This is a genomic window from Rhodoferax sp. LS1R11, assembly GCF_056521395.1.
Map to the genome: position 1 here is coordinate 109,554 of NZ_JBWMAW010000010.1, position 20,888 is coordinate 130,441.

The following is a 20,888-nucleotide window of genomic DNA, read 5'->3' on the forward strand; positions in this document are numbered from 1 at the left end:
ACAACGGAGTCGACATGAATTTTCGCGACCTGCCGATTCGACGCAAGCTGCTCACCATCATTTCAATTGCAGCAGGCATTGGCCTTGGTCTGAACCTGATTCTGTTTGCCGCAGGCGACCTGCGGTCCAAACGCAATGCGATGACGTCGCAGCTCACCAGCCTCGCTCAAATCGTGGCCCAGGCCAGCGCTCCGGCCATCCGCTTTGATGATCCTGAAGCGGCCAATGCAACACTCTCGGGCCTGGCGGTCAGGTCCGAGATTGTGTCGGCATTGATCACGCTGCCATCGGGCCGCGTCATTGCCCAATACCCGAGGGTCCACTTCAACACGGCAACCGATTTGCCAACACTGGATGCCGAAAAACAAGGCAAAAAAAGTCAGCTGCACTTCAAGCAGGAGATTCGCCAGGACGGAGAGTTGCTTGGCACAGTCACCATCGAGGCCGATCTATCAGACACGTGGCGCGACACGCTGGCGAACTTGTCGTTGGCGTCATTGACCTCACTGTTTGCCTTTGCAGTGGCGATGATCATGGCGACCCGCTTGCAACGCTCCATCTCTCATCCCTTGTTGCAACTGACCGCCATGGCTGACGCGGTCGCGGCCGATGGCAACCACAACCGCCGACTTGACTTGCCCCAGGGCGATGAAATCGGAGAACTCGCCAACCGCTTCAATGCCATGCTGGAGGAGCTGCAACTGCGCGAGGCCGACTTGCAGCGCCACCGTGACCAGCTTGAGCATGAAGTGGAGCAACGCACGGCGCAATTGCGTCTGGCCAAAGACCAGGCTGAGTCCGCCTCACTCGCCAAGACCCGTTTTCTGGCCAACATGAGCCATGAATTGCGCACGCCGCTCAACGCGGTGATTGGCGCCGCGCAATTACTCAAGGTGGGTACGAGCGACCTCGAGTCGCAAACCCAGATGATTGAGGCTATCCAGAAAAGCGGCACCAACCTGCTCGGCTTGATTGAGGACATTCTGGATCTCTCCCGCATTGAAGTGGGTGAGCTTCACCTGATCAAGGAAGACTTCCACTTGCTCGATTGCATTGAGTCTGCCTTGGCGACGGCCGCGCTGGCCGCCAGGGCCAAAGACCTGACGCTGGCTTGTGTCGTGGCGCCGGATGTCGGTGCCTGGCGCCAGGGTGATCCCAACCGCCTGCGCCAGATCCTGATGAATCTGCTGGGCAACGCCATCAAGTTCACGCCCAGTGGCGAGATTGTGTTGCGAATTGAAACGGGTGCCCGTGCGCAGGACCTTCACATCAGCATCACGGACACCGGAGTGGGCATCGGTCCAGCCTCCCTGCCCCATATTTTCGAGCCCTTCAGGCAAGCCGATGACGGGGCCAACCGCCGTTTTGGCGGCAGCGGTCTGGGTCTGTCCATCGTTCATCAGCTGGTACAGGCCCAAGGGGGAAGCATTTCCGTCCACAGCGAGTTGGGCCACGGAACGCGGTTTGATATCGAGTTGAGCCTGCCGCAGGCGACCAACATGCCATTGCCACCACCGCCCGTCGATCTGTCCATTGCCTATTACGAGCCTCATGAACCCAGTGCGCAAGCCCTCGCCTCGCAACTGAGCCGTCTGGGTTGCCATGCCATGCGCGTACGCAACCGTGAGGAGGTGCGCCAATGGCTGGTGCAGGTACCTCAGAAAACCAGCAAGCCCTTGCTGCTGGTGGCCGTGGATGAGGCACTCGCCGCCACGGTGCTTGAAGGCGCTGTGGATCTGATCGAACCGGACCATGTGATTGGCATGACGCGGTCAGCGTCCGGCCAGGGTTATCGCTCGGATCAGCCGCTCAGGCTGGCGCACAACATCAACAAACCCGTGTTGCGCGCAGCGTTGGTCAGCCAGTTGGGCATGGTGCGTCGCAAGCGCCATGCCGAAGACCCCGTCACGGTGCCCGCCAGCTTGCTGGCAAGGCTGGAGGCCGCCTCCAACATACACGTGCTCGTGGTCGAGGATGACGCACTGAACCAGACCATTGTTTGCCGCCTGCTCAGCCACGCGGGTTACGTCAGCACCGCTGCCAACGATGGCGCGCAAGCACTGTCGCTGTTGTCGCAGAAAAACTTTGATCTGGTCTTGATGGACTGGCAGATGCCCGGCATGGACGGGCTGGAGGTGACCCGGCGTATGCGGGCCGGCAAGGCTGGCCTGTGGGGCAAGACCGTGCCGATTGTGGCCTTGACCGCCAATGCCTTTGCCGAGGACCGGGTCGCCTGTATGGCGGCGGGCATGAATGACTTTTTGACCAAACCCGTATTGGCAGACCGTCTGATGACGGCCGTGCAGCACTGGACCCAAGGCACAGAGTATGTGCCTCCAGCACCCGACCAGGGGGCTGTTGAGGCCGCCAAAAACCAGATGCCGGTTTATGACCCCTCCGTATTGGCAGCGCTGCCAATGGTGGCCGATGGTTCCGAGCCCGAGTATGCGCAGGAGTTGATGGCCATGTTCCTCCGGTCCGCGGTTCAAACGCTCAAGAACATGGAACGTGCCATGGCCGCACAGGACACCCGTCAACTACAACTGGTGATCCATACCCTGAGATCGACCAGTGCACAGGTGGGGGCACTTGCCCTGTCGGCCGAGGCGGCCCGCCAGGAAGTGAGCATCCGGTCAGGCCGGATGCTGGGTGCCTCGGATGTCGAGCGTTTGCGCACTGGATTTATCGCCTTCGCCTCGATGACCAGATGAGGTTTGATCAGCGTGAATATCTCTACCCAAGCCATGGACAACGCCGGGCATCCCACCCGCAATGCCGCTTTCGATGGCATCGACGACGTTGACATGAGGCATATCATGCAGGGGGCAATCCCAAGCGGATGCACAACAACAGGATTTTGAGAACAGGACCTGACCATGAGTGATCACCAAGGGCTCGCAAATTTGCTGATCGTCGACGACGATATGCTGCTTCGGAGCGTGGCGGCCAAGACCTTGCGCCATGCTGGATTTCAGGTCTGTGACACCGACAGCGGCGAGGATTCACTTTTAAAGTTTGCGAGTGGTTCTTACGACCTGATCCTGCTTGACGTGATGATGCCCGGCATGGATGGATTCGAGGTGTGTCAGCGCATCAGGAGGATGCCCAAGGGGGCTGAAATCCCCATCCTGATGTTGACCGGACTGGACGATACCGCGTCCATCGAACTGGCCTACGAACAGGGTGCGACCGACTTCATCACCAAACCCATCAACTGGACCCTGTTGGCCCACCGCGTGCAATACGCGCTGCGTGCCAGTGCAGCGGCTATCGAAATGCGCCGCAACAGCGAGAGCCTGGCCCGGGCACAGCGCCTGGCGGGCATGGGCAATTGGCAAATTTTCCCAAGCGGCGAGATGACGTGTTCGGAGCAGTTCTCGCTCCTGTTTGGCCGGCCCACGGCCAACACCGAAACCATGTCCGCGGCGTCCTATTTGTCGCGGGTTGAATTGACCGACCTGGACCGCGTCAAGTGCGCTCGCCAAAAACTCCAAAATGATGGCACACCCTATCAGCTGGAGTTCCAAATCGTGCGCTATGACGGTACCCTGCGCACCGTCTTTGAACAGGCCACGCCGACTTTGGGCGACAACACGGCGCTGCGTGGCTTCGAAGGCATCACCCAGGACATCACGGAGCGCGTGCAGGCGCAGGAAAAAATTCGTCTATTGGCCAACTACGACTCGGTCACCGGGTTGCCCAACCAGCAATTTTTTGTCGAGCTGTCCAGCGCCCCGCTCGAGCGGTCGCGCCGGTCTGAGACCACATGTGCCGTGGTGCACATTGACATTGACCGTTTCAAAGGCGTCAATGATGCCTTTGGACGCGAGCAAGGCGATACCGTCTTGCAGGTCATCGCCGACCGGCTGCGCACCTGGACGCGCGGGAGCGACCTGGCATCGGTCGGTCGCGCGCATGGCGAACAAGGTGTGCTCGCCCGCGTGGGCAGCAATGCGTTCACGTTGCTGGTGTCCGAGCTCGGTGGGCAGGCCCAGGCCGCACTGGTGGCGCAACGGCTTCTCAACGCCATCGCCCAGCCCATCGACATCGGGTCACAGTCCCTGGTGCTGACTGCGAGCATTGGCATTGCCCTCTTCCCCAACGATGCCACGGATCTCCCGACTCTTGCACGCTGCGCCGAGCAAGCCGTTTATGCGGCCAAGGATGCGGGTCGCGCACAACACCGGTTTTTTGACGAACAAATGAACGTGCTCGCCACCAGTCGCCTGCTGATCGAGGCCGACTTGCGTCGCGCGATTGCAGGGGAGGAACTGCGGCTTTTCTTTCAACCCAAGGTGGATGCACGCACCGGCACCATTGTGGGCGCCGAGGCACTGGTTCGTTGGCAGCACCCTGAGCGTGGCCTGGTGCCGCCGATTCAATTCATTGCCCTGGCCGAGGAGTCCGGCCTGATCCTGCCGCTCACAGACTGGGTGCTGGACCGGGCCTGCCAGACCTTGCATGACTGGTCGCAAGCGGGTTTACCCAACGTAACTTTGTCGGTGAACCTGGCGGCCTCCAGCTTGACCGACATGAGCTTGCTCGACAAACTGGATGCCCTGACCCAAAAATATGCCATTGAGCCCGGCAAGCTGATGCTCGAGATGACAGAAACCATGCTGATTCGCGACATTGAATCGGGCGTCATCTTGCTGGAAACCCTGCGGGACAAAGGCTATGGGCTATCGCTGGATGATTTTGGAACAGGCTACTCGTCACTCAGCTACCTGCGGCGTTTTCCGGTTCATGAGTTGAAAATTGACCGGTCGTTTGTGACCGACTCTGCCCAGGGCGGCCGTGACGCCGCGCTGGCCGTGGCCATCATCGCCCTGGGGCGTGAATTTGGCATGCAAGTGGTCGCGGAAGGGGTGGAGACACAGGCACAGTCCGACTTTCTGCAGCACCATGGCTGCCCCGTTCAACAGGGGTATTTGTTTTCCAGACCTGTGCCAGCGAGTCAGTTCGAAGGCCTGCTAAGCAACACGATCGCCCTCGCCTCCATCGCCTGACCCAGCCCCACCGGGCCCATCTTTTCAGCTGTCTTGGCCTTGACGTTGACCTGATCCACCGTCACCCCCAGCGCCTGCGCGATGCTGGCGCGCATGGCGGGCATGTGGGGCATCAATTTGGGGGACTGGGCAATCACGGTGCTGTCCACGTTGCCGATCTCGAAGCCTTTGTCGCGGACACGGCGCGCCGCCTCGGTCAGCAGCACCTTTGAATCAGCGCCTTTGAAGCGAACATCGGTGTCGGGAAAATGGGTGCCAATGTCGCCTAAAGCAGCGGCACCCAGCAGGGCATCGGTGATCGCATGCAAAAGCACATCTGCATCAGAGTGTCCCAGCAGCCCCAGATGAAAAGGCACCTCCACGCCGCCCAGGATGAGCTTGCGCCCCTCTACCAGGGCATGGATGTCCCAGCCCTCACCGATTCTGAAGTTCATGTGGTTTGCCTTTTGAAAATACCCGCACGGGCGTTCAGCACCGCCTCTGCCAATGCAAAGTCTTCGGGATACGTGACCTTGAAGTTCTGCGCACTGCCCGCCACCAGCAGGGGGTGCAAGCCCAAGGCTTCCATCGCGCTGGACTCATCCGTGACCTTGTCTCCGGCCTGTTCCAGTGCGTCGATCAACGCACCGATGCGAAACATCTGGGGCGTCTGGGCCAGCCACTTGTCGCGGCGGTCCAGTGTGCCCGCCACCCGGCCATCGACTTCGCTTTTCAGCGTATCAGGCAACTTGTGGGCCAGCAGGCCGCCGACGTCATCATTCACACAGGCATCAATCAAGCCGTTGATCTGCTCAGGCGTGATGAGGCAGCGGGCGGCGTCGTGCACCAGCACCCAGTCATCCGCGACCGCACCTTGGGTCAACAGGTAATTTAAACCATTAAAAACGCTTGCAGCCCTTGTATAACCTCCACATGTAGCTATCAAATATGTAGCAACAAGAGATTCAAAAAAATCATTGTCCGACGCTACCACCACGGCGGTGCGTGCAATACGGGCGACCCCGGCGAAGGCGGCCAGGGTGTGCAACACCATGGGCTGGCCCGCCAGCGGCTGGTACTGTTTGGGGCCATTGGCGCCAGAGCGTGAGCCCGTGCCGGCACACGGGATCAGGGCCCAGATACGCGCTGGCGTAAGGGGATTTGAGGGGGAATTGGGAGGGAGGTCAGTCATGGGTGTGGCCCCATTCTAAAATGCTCCCCAGACATGCCCGACACCCCCCGCCTCACCGCGTGGGGTGTTTTGTATTTGTGTTTTTGAACCCTACCCAGGCACACGTTGTCATCAGGCGATTCATGGATTTACCCAAACTGCTCCCCGGCAAACGCTTCACCCTGCCCCGCCCCGTTGGCTCAGCCGATGCCTTGCTACTTGCCCAACTGGGCCAGCGCGAGAAGAGCCAGCACAGGCTCACCGCCATCGTGACCGCCAATGCCGCCGACGCCCAGCGCCTGCTGGACGAAATTGCCTTTTTCGCCCCCGACCTGCGCTGCGCCCTGTTTCCCGACTGGGAAACCCTGCCCTACGACACGTTTTCACCTCACCAGGACCTGATCAGCGAACGGCTGGCCACGCTCTGGCGCATCAGCCAGCGCGACAAGGAGACCGGTGCCGATGTGGTCATCCTGCCAGCCACCACCGCGCTGTACCGGCTGGCACCGCCCTCGTTTTTGGCGGGCTACACCTTCCAGTTCAAGGTCAAGCAAAAGCTGGATGAGGCCAAACTCAAGGCCCAACTCACGCTGGCGGGTTACAGCCATGTGACCCAGGTGGTGAGCCCGGGCGAATACGCGGTGCGTGGCGGGCTGATTGACCTCTTCCCCATGGGCAGCCCGGTGCCGTTTCGTGTGGACCTGTTTGACGACGAGATCGACAGCATCCGCACGTTCGATCCGGACAGCCAGCGCAGCCTGTACCCCGTGCCCGAGGTGCGCCTGCTCCCGGGACGCGAGTTTCCGATGGATGACGACGCGCGCGCGCGCTTTCGCAGCCGTTGGCGCGAGTTGCTCGAAGGCGACCCGACCAAAAGCCGCATTTACAAAGACATCGGCAATGGCGTGGCCACGGCCGGCATTGAGTACTACCTGCCGCTGTTTTTTGAAGAAACCGCCACCGTGTTTGACTACGTGGGCGCGGACGCCACCGTGGTGCTGCATGGCGACCTGGAGCCCGCGTTCCAGCACTTCTGGCAAGACACCAAAGAGCGCTACCGCCTGGTACACGGCGACCCCGAGCGCCCGGTGCTGCCGCCCGAGTCGCTTTTTTTGGGCACCGAGCAGTTTTACGCCCGCGTCAACCAGCACGCGCAACTGGCCCTGCGCCCCTCGGTGGAGGATGTGGCGGACAACGCCCAGTTCCAGAAGCTGGTCGACATCACCGTGGTGCGGGGTGCGGACGACCCGCTGGCCCGCCTGAAAGAGCACATTCGCCAGACCAAGCAGCGTGTGCTGGTGCTGGCCGAGAGCGAAGGCCGCAAAACCAGCCTGCTGGACTTTTTGCACGCCAGCCACCTCAGCCCGCCGTCATTTGATTCGCTGGAAGAGTTCCAGCACAGCGATAAAAAACTGGGCATTGCCACCTCCAGCCTGAACACCGGCTTCGCGTGGATCGAGGCAGGCATCGATTTCGTCACCGAAACCGAGCTTTTTGCCGCCGGTCCCACCACCCGCCGCCGTAAAAAGCAGGAGCAGGTCAGCGACGTTGAAGCGCTCATCAAAGACCTGAGCGAACTCAACGTGGGCGACCCCGTGGTCCATTCGTCGCACGGCATTGGCCGTTACCGTGGCCTGATCAACCTGGACCTGGGCAACAAACTGCCCAATGGCGAGCCCGAGATGCAGGAGTTTTTGCACCTCGAATACGCCGACAAGGCCACACTGTATGTGCCGGTCAGCCAGTTGCAACTCATCAGCCGCTACACCGGCGTGAGTGCGGACGAAGCCCCGCTGCACCGCCTGGGCTCCGGCCAGTGGGAAAAAGCCAAACGCAAGGCCGCCGAACAGGTGCGCGACTCCGCAGCCGAGCTGCTCAACATCTACGCCCGCCGCGCCGCACGCGAAGGTTATGCCTTCCGCTATTCGCCCAGTGACTACGAAACCTTTGCCAACGACTTTGGCTTTGAGGAAACCGCCGACCAAAAAGCCGCCATTCATGCCGTCATTCAGGACATGATCAGCCCGCGCCCGATGGACCGCCTGATTTGCGGCGACGTGGGGTTTGGCAAGACCGAGGTGGCCCTGCGTGCGGCCTTCATCGGCATCACCGGCGGCAAGCAGGTGGCGCTGCTGGCACCCACCACGCTGCTGGCCGAGCAGCACTACCAGACGCTGGTGGACCGCTTTGCCAAGTGGCCGGTCAAGGTGGCCGAGATGAGCCGCTTTCGCTCCGCCAAGGAAATCTCTGCGGCCATGAAAGGCCTTGCCGACGGCACCATCGACATCGTCGTGGGCACGCACAAGCTGCTGAGCAAGGACACCCATTTCAAAGACCTGGGCCTGCTCATCATTGACGAGGAACACCGGTTTGGCGTGCGCCACAAAGAGCAAATGAAAGCCTTGCGCGCCGAGGTCGACGTGCTCACGCTCACCGCCACGCCCATTCCGCGCACCCTGGGCATGGCGCTGGAGGGCCTGCGTGACCTGAGCGTGATTGCCACCGCGCCGCAACGCCGGCTGGCCATCAAGACCTTTGTGCGTACCGAAGGCAATGGCGTGATTCGTGAAGCCGTGCTGCGTGAACTCAAGCGCGGCGGCCAGGTTTACTTTTTGCACAACGAGGTCGAGACCATCGAGAACCGACGCCAGAAACTCGAAGAGTTGCTGCCCGAGGCCCGCATTGCCGTGGCCCACGGCCAGATGCCCGAGCGCCAGCTGGAGAGCGTGATGCGCGACTTTGTGGCGCAGCGCTACAACCTGCTGCTGTGCTCTACCATCATTGAGACCGGCATTGACGTGCCCACCGCCAACACCATCGTCATGAGCCGCGCCGACAAGTTCGGTCTGGCGCAGTTGCACCAGCTGCGCGGCCGCGTGGGCCGTAGCCACCACCAGGCCTATGCCTACCTGATGGTGCCCGACCTGGAAGGCCTGACCAAGCAGGCCAGCCAGCGGCTCGATGCGATTCAGCAGATGGAAGAACTCGGCAGCGGCTTTTACCTTGCCATGCACGACCTGGAGATTCGTGGTGCCGGTGAGGTGCTGGGCGAAAACCAGAGCGGCAACATGCTCGAAGTCGGCTTCCAGCTCTACAACGAGATGCTGAGTGAGGCGGTGCGCTGCCTCAAGGCCGGTATCGAGCCCGACTTGCTCAGCCCGCTCAACGTGACCACCGACATCAACCTGCACGCCCCCGCCCTGCTACCCGACGACTACTGCGGTGACGTGCATTTGCGCCTGAGCTTTTATAAGAAGCTGGCCACCGCCAAGAACACCGACCAGATCGACTCACTGCTCGAAGAAATCGTGGACCGCTTTGGCAAAATGCCGCCCCAGGCCCAAACGCTGATCGACGTGCACCGCCTGCGCGTGCTGGCCAAGCCGTTTGGCGTGGTCAAGGTTGACGCGGCGCCGGGGGTGATCACCATCACCTTCAAGAAAAACCCGCCGATCGACCCGATGAAGATCATCCAGATGATCCAGAAAAACAAGCACATCAAACTGGCCGGCAGCGAGAAGCTGCGCATTGAGCGCGAGCTGCCCGATGCCAAGGACCGCGCGCAGATGGTGCGCGATGTGCTGAAGAATCTGGGGCAGCCGATGGCGGAAACAGTATGACATATGCCAAGGCATAGGCTAGACTCGACATTCAAGCTGCCCAGGAGAATCATCATGCCCATCGCCTCAGAAAAAACCGCTGACTATCTGCTGGAAACCCCGGCACGCCACGTCCGCCTGTTTCGCAACGGGGCGAATCAGGCCGTGCGGATTCCCAAAGAGTTTGAATTGCCTGGCAAAGAGGCGGTCATGCACCGCGAAGGCAACCGGCTCATCATTGAGCTGGTCAAAGTCAAAGCGACCACGTTGGCCGAAGCCATGAAAGACTGGGAAGACATGGACGAACCCTTCCCGGATGTAGACGAAGGCCTGCTGCCACTGAACGACATCATCTTATGACCGCCACTGCACCGGTCTGGATGCTCGACACCAATATCCTGTCACACGCCATTCGCTACTCGCGCGGGCCGCTGGCGGTGCGCATCCAGCAACTCAGCGCCCAAAACGCAAAAAACCTCTGCACCAGCCTTGTCGTTGAGTGCGAATTAAGTTTTGGCGCGGAAAAAGTCGGCTCGATCAATCTCGTCTCCAAAATCGAGACCATGCTTCAATTCGTGCCGTCAAAAGCCATCGACCATGACGTGGTGCAACACTACGCCACCATCCGCGCCCATTTGGAGAAAGCGGGCACCCCCATCGGCCCCAACGACACGTTGATCGCCGCCCACGCTTTGGCGCTTGACTGCACGCTGGTCACAGACAACGAAGCCGAGTTCTTGCTTGTGCCGGGTTTGCGGGTGGAGAACTGGCTCCAAGCGACTGCCATGCTCGCGCCCTGAAACTGCAACCACCAGTTGCAGAAATAGCGCAATAATGTAGCTTGCTACATTGATAACAAATGACATTCAATCATGACGACTTCAGCACCTCATTCAACGTCATCTGCAAAACCACAACAACTGCTTTTGCGTTTGCCAGACGACTTGGCCCAGCGCTTTGCACAAGTGGTGCCCTCGCGCCAGCGCAGTCGATTTTTACTGGATTTACTCCGCTCGGAGTTAGACCGTGAAAGTCTGGCACTGGCGCAGGCAGCCAAAACCTTGACGGAAATGGAATCAGGTCATTCGGCCCTGGCAGCAGAGACGGCGCAATGGGTAGAGTCGTCACTCACCACCGATGACGATGCGGATTTCAACGCAGAGGAGTTTGAGCGCGAGTTTGCCAAAGCACAGGCTCAGGCAAAAAACGCATGAGCGCTTCTATTGAACGAGGCGACGTTTATTGGGTGGAACTCGACCCTACGCGCGGTGCTGAAATTGCCAAAACCCGCCCCTGCTTCGTCTTGTCCGCCACCGAAATCAACCAACACCGTAAAACTGTCGTGGTCATCCCGTTGACCACAACCCCAACCCCTGCTGCTGCACCACTGCTTATCGCTGTACCTTCAACGGGCGCCACAAGCAAGGCACGCATAGAACACATCCGTGCAGTCGATAAAAGCCGCCTGCAACGCAAACTCGGCAAGCTAAGCACCCAAGACCTGCACGCGGTTGAAGATGCGTTGCGACGCGTATTGCGCTTGCCGAAGGACTGAATCAAAACTCCAATCGCTGGTTAGAGAAATTAGATTTATAGCAAATCAGCTTCCAGCCGCCGTCCAACGTGCGCAAGCAGCTATCAAAACAATAGTAAACATTCCTATGCAAGCTACAGAACTCTCCCACGGCCTCGTCATCAAGGGCTTGGTCCCGCCGCTGAATTTGAGCGACTTCAAACTCATTGCCTTCGACATGGATTCCACCCTCATCAACATCGAGTGTGTGGACGAAATTGCCGATGCGGTGGGCCGCAAGGCTGAAGTGGCGGCCATCACCGAGGCCACCATGCGCGGCGAGATTGCAGACTTCAAGGAAAGCCTGCGCCAGCGCGTGGCCCTGCTCAAAGGCGTGACCCTGAGCAGCATGGAAGAGGTTTACGCGCAGCGCCTGCGGCTCAACCCCGGTGCGGCAGCCCTGGTGGCGGCGTGCAAGCAGGTGGGCATGAAAGTGCTGCTGGTGTCCGGCGGCTTCACGTTTTTTGCCGAGCGCGTGTGCGAGCGGCTGGGCATTGACTACATGCGCTCCAACGTGCTTGAGATCGAGAATGGCGTGCTCACCGGCCGCATGATTGACCAGCCGTGGGGCGATATTTGCGACGGTGCTGAAAAACGCAAAACGCTGCTGGAAACCTGCGCGCAACTGGGCATCCGGCCCAGCCAAGCCATCGCCATGGGCGACGGCGCCAATGACCTGCCCATGATGGGCGAAGCGGGCTTGTCAGTGGCCTACCACGCCAAGCCCAAGGTGCGCGAGCAGGCGATGGTGGCGATCAATTCAGGCGGGCTGGACCGCTTGCTGGAAGTGCTGCGCTAAGGCAAAAGCCACATCATGCCCACTCCACCACGGGCCTGCCCGCCTGCACCACAAAGCGGGCCAGGGTTTCGATGCGGGTGTCCTGACGCGTGACATCATCCACGGCGCGCAAGGTGGTGGTGAGTTGACCGGGTGTGAACTCCACCACCCCGTAGCCTTTGGCTTGGGCATCGGCAAACACAAAATGCGGGTTCTCGGCCAGCCGCTCTGGTGTCTTGGCGTTGCCGCCGGAGCGTGACGTGATGCTGGTGCCGCAAAACTCCACGCCCACGTTGGCACTGCCCGGGTTTGCATAATCGGCCTTGACATGGCCCACCCAGTTCTCGTGCACATCACCCCCCAACAACACTGGGTTGGACACGGCGTTGTGCCTCAATGAATCGGTCAAGCGGCTGCGGGCGGCCGTGTAACCGTCCCAGCCATCGTTCCACAAGGTCTGGCCAGGGCCTGCTTTGAAATCCCGCTGGCCGAACAGCGTGGATTGCCCCAACACGTTCCAGCCGGTGTCACGCGTTGAACCTTTCGCGAACTCGTCATCCAGCCAGCGCTCTTGCTGACGACCCAACATGCTGCGCTGCGGGTCAGGCCACGGCGCGCAGCTCACAGAATTGACCAGACTGGAGCCCGGCGCGCCGTCCTTGTTGCACACCTGCGGGTCTTTGTACTGCCGGGCGTCCAGCAAGTAGAGCGAGGCCAGCCGGCCATAGGGCACACGGGCGTAGATGCGCAGCTCGGTGCCCTGCCCTGTGGCGTTGATCAAACCAGCCAAGCCCTGCTTCAGGGTGGAAGTGCGTAGGGGCATGTGCTCGTAGTACGCCTGGTACGCGGCGGCCCGGCGGGCCAGAAAATTGGCGGGCACCGAGGGGTCGGTGGCACTGCTGAACCCTGCCTGCACACCCGCATAGTCGTTCTGCACCTCGTGGTCGTCCCAGGTCATGAGCCACGGGCAGGCCGCGTGCATGGCCTGCAGATCGGCTTCGCCTTTGTAGAGCGCGTAGCGTTGACGGTAGTCGTCCAGTGTCAGCACCCAGCCGCCGCTGGGCACGCGCACCTTGCTGCCTTTGGCGGGGTACTCGTAGAGGTAGTCGCCCAGGAACATCAGCGCGTCCAGGTTTTCCGCGCACATATGACGCCAGGCGGTGAAGTAGCCGTCCTCCCACTTCTGGCACGAAGCGTAGCCCAGGCGCAGCTTCGCAACCATCGCATCAGGCTGGGGGAAGGTTCGCGTGCGCCCCACCGGGCTCTCATAACCGCCCGCCATGAAGCGGTAAAAATACCAGCGGTCCGGCTCAAGACCGGGCACTTCCACATGCACCGAATGGGCTAGTTCGTGCCGGGCCGTCGTGGCACCACGCTGCACGATGCGGCTGAACTGCTCGTCATGCGCCACCTCCCAGCGCACAGTGACGGGGTCGCGCCCGATCTCCCCTTGTCCTGCCGTGGCCAGGCGAGTCCACAAGACGACCGAGTCCAACGTGGGTGATCCGCTCGCCACGCCCAGGGTGAACGGGTTGCTGGCCATTCGGGTCTGGCTCCAGGCGCTGCGCGGCAACCACAAGGTGATCGCGCTGGCACAGGCCAGTTGAAGCCATTGGCGGCGGCTGGGCGATTCTGGTTTAGTCATGGCGGGATGGCACCGTTTCGATAGAGACAATCGGTTGGATTCTGGCAGAGGTTCACGTCCGACTGGCCATCATGTCGCAAGCCACATGTGGTTGTTCTGTGCTTTGGTTGGAGGTTATAGACAACTATTCAATTCCTGGTAGCAGCTGGCTGCTTTGCAAGCGTAACTTGCCGGTCGCGAGTACTCGCTTCCTGGAAGTCCAGTTTCACCGTCTTCACCCCAACCTGTGAACCGCCAGCATCTAAGGCTACACGCGCTGCTCCTTGCCATGCAGCAGATCGGGCAATGGGTGTTTGTCATGCACATTGGCGGCTGTGACCACAGCGCTGTGCGCCAGGCCACTATAAGAAGACTATTTGTAGATCCCACTGCCGACAATGACGCCGTCGGCTTGCTCGATATAGGTTGACTTCCGTTCAATGACACCGGTGACCGGATTCGGCCAACGGTAGTCTATCCAGCCCTTGCCCATCTTGTGCGCGACGCTGACAAACTCCTTGATAAACGCCTTGCCGTCGGCATCTTTCATGGCAATCAGATTTTTTCCAACCAAGGTGGCGTTCTCGCCATGCGCCAGCGTCATGCCTTCCAGGTCAATGACATTGATGTACAGATCGCGCTTCTTGAAGAGTGGTTCCGGCTTGCTGAATGCAGCGAATGCATTTTTCTGGCCATGCGCATGCAAGTAACTGACAGCGCTACGCACCATCGCCACGGCATCATCAGCATTGTTTTCAAGACGAAAGGTGCTGACCGATTTCGCCATCACTGCTGCCTGGTCCATCAGGCGCTCCGCTGCCGCTGCCGCCTGTTCGACCACGGCGGCATTTTTCTGTGTCATGTTGTCCATTTGGGCCACCGCCTGATTGACTTCAACGATGCCTGCACTTTGATCGTGGCTCGCTTGGGCAATTTCACCAATCAGGACGGCGACACCCCGCACCGACTGCACAATCTCATCCATCGTCCTGCCAGCATCAGCCACCACGCGGCTCCCGCTGTCTACCTTGGACACCGAAGTCGTGATCAGGGTCTTGATTTCTTTCGCGGCTGTGCCTGAACACTGCGCCAGGTTACGAACTTCCGCGGCGACCACGGCAAAACCCCGGCCTTGTTCTCCGGCACGCGCAGCTTCCACCGCTGCATTCAAAGCCAGGATGTTGGTCTGGAAGGCAATCGCATCAATCACACCAATGATGTCAACAATTTCGCTTGAGCTTTTCTGGATGTCATCCATCGTCCGTATCACTTTACGCACAGCCTGCCCACCACGGGTGGCGACTTCCGCGGACGACAGTACGAGCTGATTTGCCTCACGTGCGCTGTTGGCATTTCTTTTGACAATCGAGGTCAACTGGTCCATTGATGACGCAGTCTCTTCAAGCGAGGCGGCCTGCGCTTCAGTGCGCGCGGACAAGTCGGCGTTACCCATCGCGATTTCCCTTGACGCCACAGAAATCGAGTCACTTCCGCGGCGGACATCTCCGACGATCGTGAGAAGGAAAACATTCATCGCCACAAGTGCTTGCAGCAGTTCGCTGACTTCATCCTGGCCTGAGATTTTCGGCTGCGACGAAAGGTCGCCCGCGGCCACCTTGCGCGCGATAGACACAGCTTCCTGTAGCGGCCGAGTCACACTGAGTGTGATGCGCCATGCAAGCATGCCCCCGCTCAACAGGGCGGCAAGGCATGCGCCAGCCAGCCAGATGAGTTGACCTTGGGCAGCGAGGCCCGATGTATCCTGGGTCTCCATTCGCACGGATGCAACCAAAAAAATGGTCGCCATCATGATCAGCAGGATGATGCCGAAACCAAATCCAAGCCTCTGACCAATGCGCCAGTTACGCAAATTCATAGGGTCGCCTTGTTCATCAAAATCGAAGGGGGCTCACGCCCGCTTGGTTGCCGTCAGTGATTGCACCTTCGGTGAGCGTACCTGGGGGCGGTCAGGTTCGGCAAAGGGCAGCGGGTCAACCAGTTGCATGGTGGCAATGCAGCGGCGAGTCAGGTCCTGGTAGGTCTGAGTGCCTTGTGTTTTCCAGGCGATTTCGTCCTCGCTTAACTCGCGTTTGACCTTGGCTGGGACACCCGTCACCAAGCTTCGCGGGGGTATTCGCATTCCCGCTGGAACAAAGGCACAGGCAGCCACAATGGATTGCTCGCCGACCTCGGCCTCGTCCATCACTACGGCGTTCATGCCGACCAATGCGCCGCGACGCACGATACAACTGTGCAGCACGGCGCCATGACCGATGTGACCATCCTCTTCGACAACCGTATCGTGGTCGGGAAAACCATGCATTACACACGTGTCCTGAACATTGGCGCCCGCCTTCAGCACAATCCTCCCAAAATCACCACGCAGGCAAGCATTGGGGCCGACATAGCAGTTTTCCCCGATGTTGACATCGCCGATCAATACCGCCGTTGGATGGACATAAGCACTCGGATCGATGACCGGCACCACACCTTCAATTGAATAGCAAGGCATGATGCTCAGCGCTCGTCATAGCTCACCGTTAACTGAGCGCTGGTCGGACGGGCTTGACAAGAAAGTACAAAGCCTTTTTCTGTCTCCCACTTTTCCAGTCCGAAATTCTTGTCCATGTGCACACTGCCTTCCATGACCTTGACTCGACAGGTTGAACAGACACCACCTTTGCACGAATAAGGCAGGTCAAGACCAGCAGCGAGGGCCACATCTAGCACGTGCTGGTCTGACTCCATGTTCAAGTCGTGGGATTTCCCGTCCAACACCACCGTGAGCGCAATTTTTCCCAAAATCGGGGATTTATGACCCGCCACAGCGGCCTGCCGATCCGCGGGTGTGAGCTCTTCCAGCGTCGGCGAAGTAAAACGCTCGCTGTGCACGCGGTTGGCGGGTACACCGGCAGCCAGCAACGCGGTCTCAGTGGCTTCGATCATGACTTCAGGACCGCAGATGAACACTTCGTCCATGCTACCCACCGGGAGCAGTGCGTCGATGATGGCGCGAATCTTGTCGCCGTCGATGCGGCCTTGCAACAGATCGGCCTCCTGCGCCTGGCGCGAGAGGATGTGGATCAGCGTGAGACGATCAGGGTAGAGATCCTTCAAGTCCTGCAGTGCTTCGTTGAACATCACGCTGGCCATGCTGCGGTTGCCGTAAATCAGGGTGAACTTGGAGTCGGGCTGCTCTTCCAGTGAACTCGCCATGATCGACAGAATAGGCGTGATGCCGGAACCGGCGGCAAAACCGACGCGGTGTAGCGCGCGCGGGCGCTTGGACACAAAGCGTCCTTCCGGCGGCATCACGGCCAGCGTGTCGCCCTCCTTGAGTTCATGCGCAGCCCAGTTGGAAAAAACACCCCCCTCCATCGGCCGAATACCCACCACCAATTCATGGTGCGTTGCCAGGTGACTGCGGGTGCTGCAGATGGAGTAGCTGCGCCGCACATCGGCGCCGTTGATGCTGGTGCGCAGCGTCAGGTACTGGCCGGGCTGGAACGCAAAGGTCTCCTGCAGATTGGACGGAATGGCGAACGCGAGGGCGACAGACCCGACAGCTTCTGGGCTGATGCGCGCAAGCTTGAGGTCGTGAAAACGGGGAATGGTGGACATGATGGGGACGCAGAAGCGCTCAATAGGGTTTGAAGTAATCAAACGGTTCCATGCAATTCAGGCAGCGGTACAGCGCCTTGCAAGCCGTGGAACCAAAATGCGAGGTTTCGGTGGTGTTTTCTGAGCCACATTGAGGGCAAGCGATCGCTGGTTGTGTGTAGTCAGCTACTTTTTTGGTAGCAAACTGCACCACGTTGCCGCCCTGGTTCGCACAAGCGCTGGCCTGCGGCGGCGCAATGCCGTAGGCCCGCAGCTTGGCGCGTGCCTCGGGCGTCATCCAGTCGGTGGACCAGGCGGGCGCCAGCTGGGTGACCACGCGGGCGGCCACACCGGCTTGCGCCAGGGCCGCGATCACGTCGTCTTCCATTTGACTCATGGCCGGACAGCCACTGTAGGTGGGGGTGATGACCACCTCCAGCCCGTCAACGCCCTCACGTACAGCTCGCAAGATGCCCATTTCGCGCAGCGACACCACCGGAATTTCCGGGTCAGTCACGGACTCCAGCAAGGTCCACACCGCGTGATGGGGGTCAGAGGCTTGCTTTTCAGCAATGGGCCCGTCCGGTAAGGGTGCTGCGTTCATGGGGTTTACCAAACAGCTTCGGGATGGACGCGGGCCAGGCTCTGCATCTCAGCCAGCACAAACCCTAAATGCTCGGAATGCAGGCACTGCTTGCCGGTGGAGACATGGCCGTCCGTGCTGGATCGCGTGAGCGTGGCCTGGGCCAGCGTGTCGTTGACCACTTCGTTCCAGGCCGCTTGCAGGCTGCTTGTCGCCACGCCGACACCGGCATCAACCGCGACAGTTTCCATAGCACTCGACGTCCAGAACTCCTGCGTGTAAGGCATTAAATGTTCCAGGGCCGCTTGAACTCGGGCGTGCGATTCATCGGTGCCGTCACCCAAACGTAGCAGCCAGTCGCGCGAGTGGCGCAGGTGGTATTGCGTTTCCTTGAGCGACTTGGCGGCTATCGCAGCCAGTTGCGCGTCCTTTGACGCCTTGAGCGCATCCCACACCAGCACCATGAGGGCGCTGTAGAGAAAGTTGCGTGCAATCGTCACGGCATAGTCGCGGTTACCCGCGGCAGTGGGCGCCAGCGCCGTGCTGTGCGGCAACTCCAGCAGGGTGTAGTTGCGGAAGTCCGGCACATCACGGAAATACGCCAGCCGGTCTTCGGTGGCGCGGCCATCGTTGCGCAGCGCGGCGACGTGTTGATACAGCAAACGCGCCTGACCGATCAGGTCCAGGCTGTTGTTGGCCAGGGCCAGATCTTCTTCCAGAATCGGGCCGTGGCCACACCATTCGGCGTTGCGCTGCCCGAGGATAAGGGCGTTGTCGGCCAGATGCAACAGGTAGTCGGTGTGCGCCGCTACCGTAGGGGCTTTGACATCCATTACATGTGCCCCACTTCGTCAGGGATTTCGTAGAAGGTGGGGTGACGGTAGATCTTGTCGGCGGCGGGCTCGAACATCGATTCCTTGTCCTCCGGCGCGCTGGCCGTGATGCTGGCCGAGGGCAGCACCCAGATGCTCACACCTTCCTGGCGACGGGTGTACACATCGCGCGCCATCTGCAGTGCCTGCTGCGCATCAGCGGCGTGCAAACTGCCGCAATGCTTGTGCTCCAAGCCTTGCTTGCTGCGGACAAAAACTTCCCATAGGGGCCATTCTTTCAATGCGGGTGTACTCATGCTGCTTCCTTGCTTGCTTTTGTTTGCTGTTTGCGGGAATAAGCCAGCGCGGCATCGCGCACCCACTGGCCATCGTTGTGGGCCTTGACCCGGGTCGCCAGGCGTTCTTTGTTGCAGGGGCCGTTGCCGTTCACGGTCGACCAGAACTCGTCCCAGTCAATTTGCCCGTAGTCGTGGTGCTGGCGTTCTTCGTTCCACTTCAGATCAGGATCGGGCAGGGTCACGCCCAGCACCTTGGCTTGCGGCACGGTGGCATCAATGAACTTTTGACGCAGGTCGTCGTTCGAGATGCGTTTGATGCCCCAGCGCATGGCCTGGTCGCTATGCGCGCTATCGGCATCGGGCGGACCGAACATGGCCAGGCACTTCCACCAGAATCGGTTGGTCGCGTCTTGCACCATGGCTTTTTGCTCGGCCGTGCCCTTCATCATCACCAGCAGGGCCTCAAAGCCTTGACGCTGGTGAAAAGACTCTTCCTTGCAGACGCGAATCATGGCGCGAGCGTACGGCCCGTAACTGCAACGGCACAGCGGAATCTGATTCATGATGGCGGCGCCATCCACCAACCAACCCACCACACCGACATCAGCCCAATTGAGCGTGGGGTAGTTGAAGATCGAGCTGTACTTGGCTTTGCCACTGTGCAGGCCATCCAGCATCTGGTCACGGCTGGTGCCCAGCGTTTCGGCGGCGCTGTACAGATAGAGGCCATGGCCGCCCTCGTCTTGCACCTTGGCAATCAGGATGGCTTTGCGCTTGAGGCTGGGCGCACGGCTGATCCAGTTACCTTCGGGCAGCATACCCACGATTTCGCTGTGGGCGTGTTGGCTGATCTGGCGCACCAAGGTTTTGCGGTAGGCCTCAGGCATCCAGTCCTGCGGCTCGATCTTGCCGTCGGCGTCGATCTTGGCATCAAAACGGGCCTGAAATTCAGTATTTTCTGATGACGGGGCCACCGGCACCGACTTCAGGCCTGGACTGTCCGGCACATTGAAAGACTGCGTATACATGTTGTCTTACCTCCTGTGGATTGAAAAAATATTCATGAAAGAAGCCAGGCCGGCGTACGTTTATCAAGGAACGAGACGATGCCGTCCTTCCCTTCATCCGTCGCCCGCTGGCGGGCAATGCGCTGAGCCGTTTCCTCCATCACCGTGTCGTCGATGGTGCGGCCGTTGATCGCCTGAATCAAATCCTTGGCCGCTTGCTGGGCCCTCGGGGCGCCGGTGATCAGAGCTTCAACCAGGGCCGCAACGCCTGTATCCAGCGCATCGTCAGCGGTCACTTCGTTGACCAGACCAATCGCCAGTGCCTTGTCGGCAGAAATCCGTTCAGCCGACTGGAAATAGCGCAGCGCATGACGGGGCCCGATGGCGCGCAGAACGTAGGGGCTGATGACCGCCGGAATAATCCCGAACTTCACCTCGGACGTGGCGAACACCGCATTGGACGCAGCCACGGCCATGTCACAGGCTGCGGCCAAGCCGGTCCCGCCCCCAAGTGCCGCCCCTTGCACCCGGGCAATGGTGGGCTTGGACATCCCCGAGAGCGCACGCAACATGCGGGCAAAACGGCGGGAATCGGCCAGGTTTTCCGCTTCGCCATAGGACGAGGCACGCTTCATCCAGTTGAGATCGGCACCGGCTGAAAAATGCCGGCCCCGCCCCGCCAGTACGACCACGCGTACCGACCGATCGGCGTCGAGTTCGGCACAGGCTGCGCTCAAATCGTCGATCAGTTGTTCGTTGAAGGCGTTGAACACCTCCGGACGATTCATCCAGATCGTGGCGACCCGGCCGCTGCGTTCAATTTCAAGGGTTTCGTACATGGCGACTGTTGTTGT

The 20,888-nt window shown here is 60.1% G+C and carries 19 protein-coding genes and 1 pseudogene; 8 read left to right on the plus strand and 12 right to left on the minus strand.

All coding sequences use genetic code 11. The annotated features are described in order from the left end of the window. Positions 1-14 precede the first annotated feature (14 nt). Both AC097N_RS13340 and AC097N_RS13345 read left to right on the plus strand, forming a co-directional pair. The gene (locus AC097N_RS13340; RefSeq protein ID WP_479581614.1) at positions 15-2,711 is read left to right on the plus strand and encodes an ATP-binding protein; all 2,697 of its coding nucleotides are present in this window, start codon (positions 15-17) and stop codon (positions 2,709-2,711) included. A 165-nt stretch (positions 2,712-2,876) separates the two neighbouring features. Next, entirely contained in the window at positions 2,877-5,009 is a 2,133-nt protein-coding gene (locus AC097N_RS13345; RefSeq protein WP_479581616.1) for a putative bifunctional diguanylate cyclase/phosphodiesterase, read from the plus strand. On the opposite strand, the gene ispF is transcribed toward AC097N_RS13345, so the two are convergent. Together ispF and ispD are read right to left on the minus strand one after the other, a co-directional pair. Then, positions 4,958-5,443 (minus strand): 2-C-methyl-D-erythritol 2,4-cyclodiphosphate synthase, encoded by a 486-nt coding sequence (gene ispF / locus AC097N_RS13350; protein WP_479581618.1) that lies wholly within the window; start codon positions 5,441-5,443, stop codon positions 4,958-4,960. The genes AC097N_RS13345 and ispF overlap by 52 nt on opposite strands. Beyond that, on the minus strand, positions 5,440-6,180 hold the full coding sequence (gene ispD / locus AC097N_RS13355) for a 2-C-methyl-D-erythritol 4-phosphate cytidylyltransferase (protein WP_479581620.1): 741 nt from the start codon (positions 6,178-6,180) through the stop codon (positions 5,440-5,442). The genes ispF and ispD overlap by 4 nt, the downstream gene beginning before the upstream one ends. Positions 6,181-6,302: 122 nt before the next feature. Here ispD and mfd point away from each other — a divergent pair, with 122 nt between their 5' ends. From mfd to serB, 6 genes are all read left to right on the plus strand, one after another. Then, entirely contained in the window at positions 6,303-9,779 is a 3,477-nt protein-coding gene (gene mfd, locus AC097N_RS13360) for a transcription-repair coupling factor (protein ID WP_479581622.1), read from the plus strand. 54 nt (positions 9,780-9,833) lie between these two features. Continuing rightward, positions 9,834-10,118 carry an antitoxin gene (locus AC097N_RS13365; protein ID WP_479581624.1) on the plus strand — a complete coding sequence of 95 codons (285 nt, stop codon included), beginning with the start codon at positions 9,834-9,836 and terminating at the stop codon, positions 10,116-10,118. After that, positions 10,115-10,558, plus strand: coding sequence for a PIN domain-containing protein (locus AC097N_RS13370; RefSeq protein WP_479581626.1), 444 nt, complete (start codon positions 10,115-10,117; stop codon positions 10,556-10,558). Before AC097N_RS13365 ends, AC097N_RS13370 begins: the two co-directional genes overlap by 4 nt. A 126-nt stretch (positions 10,559-10,684) precedes the next feature. Next, positions 10,685-10,972: a hypothetical protein gene (locus AC097N_RS13375; RefSeq protein ID WP_479581628.1), complete on the plus strand. Its 288-nt coding sequence runs from the start codon at positions 10,685-10,687 to the stop codon at positions 10,970-10,972. Continuing rightward, on the plus strand, positions 10,969-11,313 hold the full coding sequence (locus tag AC097N_RS13380; protein WP_479581630.1) for a type II toxin-antitoxin system PemK/MazF family toxin: 345 nt from the start codon (positions 10,969-10,971) through the stop codon (positions 11,311-11,313). The genes AC097N_RS13375 and AC097N_RS13380 overlap by 4 nt, the downstream gene beginning before the upstream one ends. A 106-nt stretch (positions 11,314-11,419) precedes the next feature. Further along, complete coding sequence (serB, locus tag AC097N_RS13385) at positions 11,420-12,130, plus strand: phosphoserine phosphatase SerB (protein ID WP_479581632.1); 711 nt, start codon at positions 11,420-11,422, stop codon at positions 12,128-12,130. Between the two features lie 13 nt (positions 12,131-12,143). On the opposite strand, the gene AC097N_RS13390 is transcribed toward serB, so the two are convergent. The 10 genes and pseudogenes from AC097N_RS13390 to AC097N_RS13435 all read right to left on the minus strand — a co-directional run bounded on the left by AC097N_RS13390 (position 12,144) and on the right by AC097N_RS13435 (position 20,873). Then, the gene (locus AC097N_RS13390; protein ID WP_479581634.1) at positions 12,144-13,754 is read right to left on the minus strand and encodes an alkaline phosphatase D family protein; all 1,611 of its coding nucleotides are present in this window, start codon (positions 13,752-13,754) and stop codon (positions 12,144-12,146) included. Positions 13,755-14,004: 250 nt separating this feature from the next. Next, positions 14,005-14,103, minus strand: a pseudogene (locus AC097N_RS13395) (IS5/IS1182 family transposase); the annotation flags it as partial. 3 nt (positions 14,104-14,106) lie between these two features. Next, positions 14,107-15,609 carry a methyl-accepting chemotaxis protein gene (locus AC097N_RS13400; protein ID WP_479581636.1) on the minus strand — a complete coding sequence of 501 codons (1,503 nt, stop codon included), beginning with the start codon at positions 15,607-15,609 and terminating at the stop codon, positions 14,107-14,109. 33 nt (positions 15,610-15,642) lie between these two features. Then, positions 15,643-16,245, minus strand: a complete 603-nt coding sequence (locus tag AC097N_RS13405; protein WP_479581639.1) for an acyltransferase — start codon at positions 16,243-16,245, stop codon at positions 15,643-15,645. Between the two features lie 5 nt (positions 16,246-16,250). After that, positions 16,251-17,354: a 2Fe-2S iron-sulfur cluster-binding protein gene (locus tag AC097N_RS13410; protein WP_479581641.1), complete on the minus strand. Its 1,104-nt coding sequence runs from the start codon at positions 17,352-17,354 to the stop codon at positions 16,251-16,253. A gap of 19 nt (positions 17,355-17,373) precedes the next feature. Continuing rightward, complete coding sequence (gene paaD / locus AC097N_RS13415) at positions 17,374-17,937, minus strand: 1,2-phenylacetyl-CoA epoxidase subunit PaaD (RefSeq protein WP_479581643.1); 564 nt, start codon at positions 17,935-17,937, stop codon at positions 17,374-17,376. A 5-nt stretch (positions 17,938-17,942) separates the two neighbouring features. Then, positions 17,943-18,749 (minus strand): 1,2-phenylacetyl-CoA epoxidase subunit PaaC, encoded by an 807-nt coding sequence (gene paaC, locus AC097N_RS13420; RefSeq protein WP_479581645.1) that lies wholly within the window; start codon positions 18,747-18,749, stop codon positions 17,943-17,945. After that, positions 18,749-19,045, minus strand: a complete 297-nt coding sequence (gene paaB, locus AC097N_RS13425) for a 1,2-phenylacetyl-CoA epoxidase subunit PaaB (RefSeq protein ID WP_114969719.1) — start codon at positions 19,043-19,045, stop codon at positions 18,749-18,751. Before paaB ends, paaC begins: the two co-directional genes overlap by 1 nt. Continuing rightward, positions 19,042-20,055: a 1,2-phenylacetyl-CoA epoxidase subunit PaaA gene (paaA, locus tag AC097N_RS13430; RefSeq protein WP_479581649.1), complete on the minus strand. Its 1,014-nt coding sequence runs from the start codon at positions 20,053-20,055 to the stop codon at positions 19,042-19,044. Before paaA ends, paaB begins: the two co-directional genes overlap by 4 nt. 32 nt (positions 20,056-20,087) lie before the next feature. Continuing rightward, positions 20,088-20,873, minus strand: coding sequence for an enoyl-CoA hydratase/isomerase family protein (locus AC097N_RS13435; RefSeq protein ID WP_479581651.1), 786 nt, complete (start codon positions 20,871-20,873; stop codon positions 20,088-20,090). Positions 20,874-20,888: the final 15 nt, after the last annotated feature.